This is a genomic window from Myxococcus sp. CA039A, assembly GCF_013336645.1.
Classification (GTDB): Bacteria; Myxococcota; Myxococcia; order Myxococcales; family Myxococcaceae; genus Myxococcus; species Myxococcus llanfairpwllgwyngyllgogerychwyrndrobwllllantysiliogogogochensis.
This window is the reverse complement of the sequence record NZ_JABUMQ010000493.1, coordinates 1-5,618: the sequence shown is the minus strand read 5'-3', so window position 1 is coordinate 5,618 and position 5,618 is coordinate 1. Positions and strand designations below refer to the sequence as shown.

The 5,618-nt window shown below is 67.0% G+C and carries 4 protein-coding genes; 3 read left to right on the top strand and 1 reads right to left on the bottom strand.

From position 1 onward, the window contains the following. The 3 genes from HR086_RS44220 to HR086_RS44210 all read left to right on the top strand — a co-directional run. On the top strand, nucleotides 1–1,407 hold a 1,407-nt coding region (locus HR086_RS44220), incomplete at its 5' end, for a putative metal-binding motif-containing protein (RefSeq protein ID WP_174468643.1). Nucleotides 1,408–1,549: 142 nt separating this feature from the next. Beyond that, nucleotides 1,550–3,073: a putative metal-binding motif-containing protein gene (locus HR086_RS44215; RefSeq protein ID WP_174468642.1), complete on the top strand. Its 1,524-nt coding sequence runs from the start codon at nucleotides 1,550–1,552 to the stop codon at nucleotides 3,071–3,073. A gap of 148 nt (nucleotides 3,074–3,221) precedes the next feature. Beyond that, nucleotides 3,222–4,706 carry a putative metal-binding motif-containing protein gene (locus HR086_RS44210; RefSeq protein WP_174458206.1) on the top strand — a complete coding sequence of 495 codons (1,485 nt, stop codon included), beginning with the start codon at nucleotides 3,222–3,224 and terminating at the stop codon, nucleotides 4,704–4,706. A gap of 28 nt (nucleotides 4,707–4,734) precedes the next feature. Here the strand turns inward: HR086_RS44210 and HR086_RS44205 are convergent, their stop codons facing one another. Beyond that, nucleotides 4,735–5,532 (bottom strand): ABC transporter ATP-binding protein, encoded by a 798-nt coding sequence (locus tag HR086_RS44205; protein ID WP_174458207.1) that lies wholly within the window; start codon nucleotides 5,530–5,532, stop codon nucleotides 4,735–4,737. Nucleotides 5,533–5,618: the final 86 nt, after the last annotated feature.

Genomic DNA, 5,618 nt, shown 5'->3' with positions numbered 1-5,618 from the left:
GGAGGGGATGGTGGCACTCCCGAGCCAGACGCTGGCACCCCCGAGTCGGATGGCGGTGTGGAGCCGCTGGCATGTGAGAAGACGCGCGGCGTCTGCGCGGGGGCCAGGCGGGCGTGGGTGGACGGTGCCTATGAGGCGGTGTGTACCGGGCGCTCGTATGGCGCGGACTATGAAGACGTGTCCGAGACGCGCTGCGATGGACTCGACAACGATTGCGATGGCGTGACGGACCCTCCGAGCTGGTCGCGCGTCACGAGTCTGGAGGCGGCGTTCGGGCGCGTCTCCAGTCTGAAGACGGACAGCGGCGTGTTCGTGAGCATTGGTGACAGCAACAGGGTCCTCATCCTGAGGTTGAACTCGGAGCTGGCCATCCAGGGGACGGCGAGCGTGTCGATGCCGTGGATTCGGACGGAAGCCCCTGAAGGGAGTCTCCAGAACGCGCAGCTCGTGCGCACGCAGACGGGCTTGGCGCTGCACTACGCCACCGTGGCGCGCAATGGGTCGGCACCGCTCCGGGCTTACCTTGTTCCACTCGACGCCCGGGGCGCGCCGACACCGCTGCCCGAGGGAGGGTTGGTGGAGTACCCACTGCTCGACAGGGAGTTCGACAGTGGGAGCACTCGTGCGGCGACGTCCGTCGCGGATGGCCGGGTGGTGGTCATCTGGCGCGCGGGTTCCGCGCAGTCCCCTCCGATACAGGTGATGGGGACGGTGACGGATGCGCAGGGGCAGGTGCTCACGGCGCCCAAGGTGCTCTTCACGAGCGTGGGGGACGTCACGCAGAAGCTGGCGAATGTCCTGTGGCTGCGCAATGGGGAGATTCTGGTCGCCATGAGTGATGAGAAGTCGGGGCTCGCGGGCGACACGGTGCGCCTGCGTCGCTTCGATGCCAACCTGGACCCGGTGGGCGACGAGCGCTCCTTTGAAACCTCCTATGAGGCGATGCCCTTGCTGGTGGACCTGGGCTCGACGCGCGGTGGGCCCCTGGCGTCGCCCGTGCTTGTCCTGCGAGTGGGGCCGGGGCGCGTGATTCAGGTGGTCGAGAATCTCTTCGGTGGAGGGCTGCCGGAGACGTGGGCGGAAGCCCATTCCCCGGCAGAGGTGCTCTGGTACGGCGCCCTCGCGGACGAAGGAGTGCTCCGCCTGGGATGGATTGCTGCGTTCAAGGACCATCAGGCGCCGCCGCCGGAGGGTGTTGACTATCTTGGGTGGAATGGGCGGCTATGGACCTTGGACGAGGGGCAGGCCGCGGTGGACCGGTCTCCGGGCTCCGAATACCTGCCACTGCATCGGTATGCGCAGTGGGTCCTGATGGAGAAGCTCGCGCCCCGCCGCGTGGGAGCCATGTACATGACGACCACGCTGGACGGCAGCTACCTGGACTCGGTGCGCTACTGCACGCCGTGAACCTCATGGGCTCTATCTGGGTTTGTTGAAGGGGCCGTGAGTTCATTCCCCGCGAGGCAGGTTCGCTCGCTCCTCGCGGGGGTTCTGGTGAGAAACATTTGTTAGGGGTCGCGGATGGCGATTCCGTGCCACGGTATGAGACATGACAGCAAAGTGGCTTTCGGCGGGAGTGGGACTCCTGCTGGTGGTGGCGTCGTCGGGGTGTGAGTCCTCGGGCGCAAAGGACGCGCCGGTGCCGGACTCGGGGACGGTGGAGGACGGGGGGCCGGGTGGTGAGGATGCTGGCTCGGACGCAGGCGTGGACCCGCTGGCCTGTGAGAAGCAACAGGGCGTCTGCGCGGGAGCCAGGCGCGCGTGGGTGGACGGCGCCTATGAGCAGGAGTGTACCGGGCGCTCGTACGGCACCGACTTCGAAGCCGCCGAGACGCGCTGCGATGGGCTCGACAATGACTGTGATGGCGTGACGGACCCCGAGGTCCGGTCTCGCGTCACGAGCCTGGAGGCGGGGTTGTTCGCGGGGTACGCGTCGAGCCTCCAGACAGAGCATGGCGTTTTCATGGCCGTGGGCAGCCCCGATGATGTCCGCATCCTGCGGCTGGATTCGAAGCTGGTCCTCCAGGCCACGACCCGCGTGCCGATGCCGTGGGTGCGGACGGGAGGAACCCCTGAGGCGCTCCAGCGCACTCAGCTCATGCGCACCGCGAATGGACTCGCGCTGTACTACTCCACCGTGGCGCGCAACGCGGGGGCACCGCTCCGTGCCTATCTCGTTCCGCTCGATGACCTGGGCGCGCCGATACCGCTGCCCGAGGGTGGACTGGTGGAGTACCCGCTCCTCGACAGGCCGCTCGACCAGGAGTCCACGCGTGTGGCGACTTCTCCCGCGGGTGACCGGCTGGTGATTCTCTGGATCGCGGGTTCCGCGCAGACCTCGTCGATGGAGGTGATGGGGACGGTGACAGATGTCGAGGGTCACGTGCTCTCCGCGCCCAAGGTGCTCTTCAAGAAGGTGGCGAACATCAGCCCACGACTCGGGAGTGTCATCTGGCTGCGCAATGGAGAGGTGCTCGCCGCCATGGTGGATGTGCGGCATGGGAATCTGGGGGAGGCCGTGCGACTGCGCCGCTTCGACGCGAACCTGGACCCGATAGGTGAGGAGCGGTCATTTGAAACGTCTGCATATTTCCCGGCGACTCCCTTGCTGGTGGACCTGGGGGCCGCGCGGGGAGGACCCCTGGAGTCGCCCGTCCTGGTGATGCGCATGGCTGGCGCACCCGATTGGATTCGCAGGATTCAGGTGGTCCAGAACCTCTTCCACGGAGGAGTCCCGGAGGACTGGGTTACAACTCCTAAGCCCCATGTCGCCTGGTTCGGTGCGTTCGCGGATGAAGGGGTGCTGCGGCTGGCATGGCTCTCCTCGTTCAAGGATTTCAGTGCGCCGTCGCCGGGAGGGAACATCAATATCGGGTGGAGTGGGCGCCTGGGGACGCTGGACGAGGGGCACTCTCAGGTGGAGCGGTTCGCGGAGTCCGAACCCCTGCCGCTGCACGGCTCTTCGCAGTGGGTCCTGATGGAGAAGCTCGAGCCCCGGCGCATGGGAGCCCTGTACATGACGGCCACCACGGACGGTGTCTCGTTGGATGCCGTGCGCTACTGCACGCCGTGAAGCGGACGAGCCCGGACCCTGTCTGGGTTCGCCGCACCGTCAGTGAGATTGTTCCTCGTGAGGAGTCTGTCGCGCTCCTCTCGATGATGCTTGTCGGGACTCGACTGTTGTTGGCCGCGAAGGGATGCTCCGTGCCACTGTATGAGTCATGACAGCAAAGTGGCTTCAGGCGGGAGTGGGGCTCCTGCTGGTGGTGGTGGCGTCGGGGTGCGAGTCCTCGGGCGCGAAGGACGAGCCGGTGCCGGACTCGGGGACGGTGGAGGACGGAGGAGCGGAGCCGAGCGCCTGTGAGAAGCAACAGGGCGTCTGCGCGGGGGCGACTCGGGCGTGGGTGGACGGCGCCTACGAACCGGAGTGTACGGCGCGCTCGTACGGTGCGGACTACGAAGCGGCGGAGACGCGGTGCGACGGGCTCGACAATGACTGTGATGGAGTGACGGACCCTCCGAGCCGGTCTCGCGTGACACGTCTCACTCAGCCGCTGAACGGGGCCACTGTCGCGAGCCTCCGAACGGACAGCGGAGTCCTCGTGGCGGTGACCGAGTCGCTCGATGAGGTTCGTATCCTGCGGTTGGACTCGAAGCTGGTGCTTCAGGGTTCCTCGACGGTCCCGAGTCCATGGGCTCGCACGGGCGAGCCGCCGGGGGTCTCCTACAACCTTCGACTCGTAGACACGAAGGATGGGCCCGCGCTGTATTACGCCACGGGGTCGAGGACCTCAGGCCCACCGCTTCGGGCATACCTCGTGCCGCTCGACAGCTCGGGCGCGCCGCAATCGCAGCCCGAGGGCGGCGCGGTGGACTCCCTGGTCTTGGACAGGCCGCTCGATTCCGGGAGCGCCCGGATGGCCATGTCGCAGGACGGGGAGCGGCTGATGGTGGTCTGGCGCTCGAGTCCTGGGCCCGACCTCCCAGCTCAATTGCTGGGAACGGTGACGGATGTGCACGGACAGGTGCTCATGGCTCCCAAGGCACTCTTCACGCTCCCCGCGGATTCCAATTCACATGCCGAGAGCATTCTCTGGCTGCGCAATGGTGACGTGGTGGTGGTCACGACAGAGCAGTTGCCGCCGGCCATGGGCGATACCGTGCGACTGCGGCGCTTCGATTCGAACCTGGAGCTCCTCGGAGACGAGCGCACCTTCACGACCAACAACGGGTCGATGCCCGTGTTGGTGGACCTGGGCGCCACACGCGGTGGCCCCCTGGAGTCACCCGTGCTGGTCCTGCGAAATCGCAATCCACCGGACTGGCGCCACGAGATTCAGGTCGTGCGAAATCTGTTCGGAGGCGGAGTTCCAGAGTTCCTCGCGGAGGCCGCTATCGCGCCGGAGATCGCCTATTTCAATGCCTTCGTGGACGAGGGTGCATTGCGGCTGGCCTGGCTTGCCGTGTCCAAGGACACCTCGTTGCCCTCGGATGGCTCCATGCTCGGAACCCAGGGGCGGCTGTGGACGCAAGACGAGGGACACGCGCCCGCGGACAGGAGTCCTGGTCCCGAGCGGTTGCCACTGCACGCCTATGCGCAGTGGGTCCTGATGGAGAAGCTGGAGCCCCGTCGCATGGGCGCGCTCTACATGACGTCCACGCAGGAAGGCAGCTCGCTGGACGCCGTGCGCTACTGCACGCCCTGATTCGCGACGCGCGCCGTCCGAGGGGACTTCAGCCCTCGGCGGCGCGGACGCGCTGGGAGCGGCGTCGGAGGTAGTTGTTGAGGAACGCTTTCACGGCGGGGTGTTGGGATTCGCGGAAGGAGTCGGGCGGGCCGTACTCGACGACGCGGCCCTCGTGCATCAGCGCCAGGTGGTCCGCCATGCCGAAGGCAGAGGCCACGTCCGGCGTAATCACCAGCGAGGTGGCGCCGAGCTGCTGCTTGCCGGTGAAGATGATTTCGTTGACGGAGGCCGTGGTGAGCGGGTCCAGACCGGCCGTGGGGTCGTCGTAGAGGAGGATTTTCGGCTGGAGGATGGCGGCGCGCGCGAAGCCCACGCGCTTCTGCATGCCGCCGGAGAGCTCGCCCGGAAAGCGCGTCGTGGCGTGGGACAGCCCCACCATGGCGAGCGTCTTGTCCACCGTCTGGCGAATCTCGTCCTCGGACATCTGCGTCCGCTCGCGCAGCGGAAAGGCCACGTTGTCGTAGACGTTGAACGAGTCGAACAGGGCATTGGCCTGGAAGAGGACGCCCTGCTGGCGGCGCAGCTGGTTCAGCGCCTTCTCGTCCAACTCGGCCACTTCCTCGCCGTTGACCTTCACCGACCCCCGGTCCGGCTTCATCAGCCCCATCAGGTGCTTCATCAGCACGGACTTGCCGGAGCCGGACACGCCCATCAGCACGCAGGTGGTGCCCTCGGGCACGACGAGATTCGCCCCGCGCAGCGCCGCGTTGTCACCGAAGGACTTGTGGAGGTCCTTCACCTCGATGGCCAGCTTCGCCGCCACCTGACTGCCCGATTCGCTCATCGCTCCTCACCATAGTGCGGGCCCCGCCGCTCCGCCCCTCCCAAGACGCGAACCCGCGGCAGCCCACCACCGCGCGGCACCTCGCC

Bases quoted from the DNA above. Each gene is read 5' to 3' on its own strand.
- HR086_RS44215 (WP_174468642.1), top strand. From the start codon at position 1,550: ATGACAGCAAAGTGGCTTTCGGCGGGAGTGGGACTCCTGCTGGTGGTG.
- HR086_RS44210 (WP_174458206.1), top strand. From the start codon at position 3,222: ATGACAGCAAAGTGGCTTCAGGCGGGAGTGGGGCTCCTGCTGGTGGTG.
- HR086_RS44205 (WP_174458207.1), bottom strand. From the start codon at position 5,532: ATGAGCGAATCGGGCAGTCAGGTGGCGGCGAAGCTGGCCATCGAGGTG.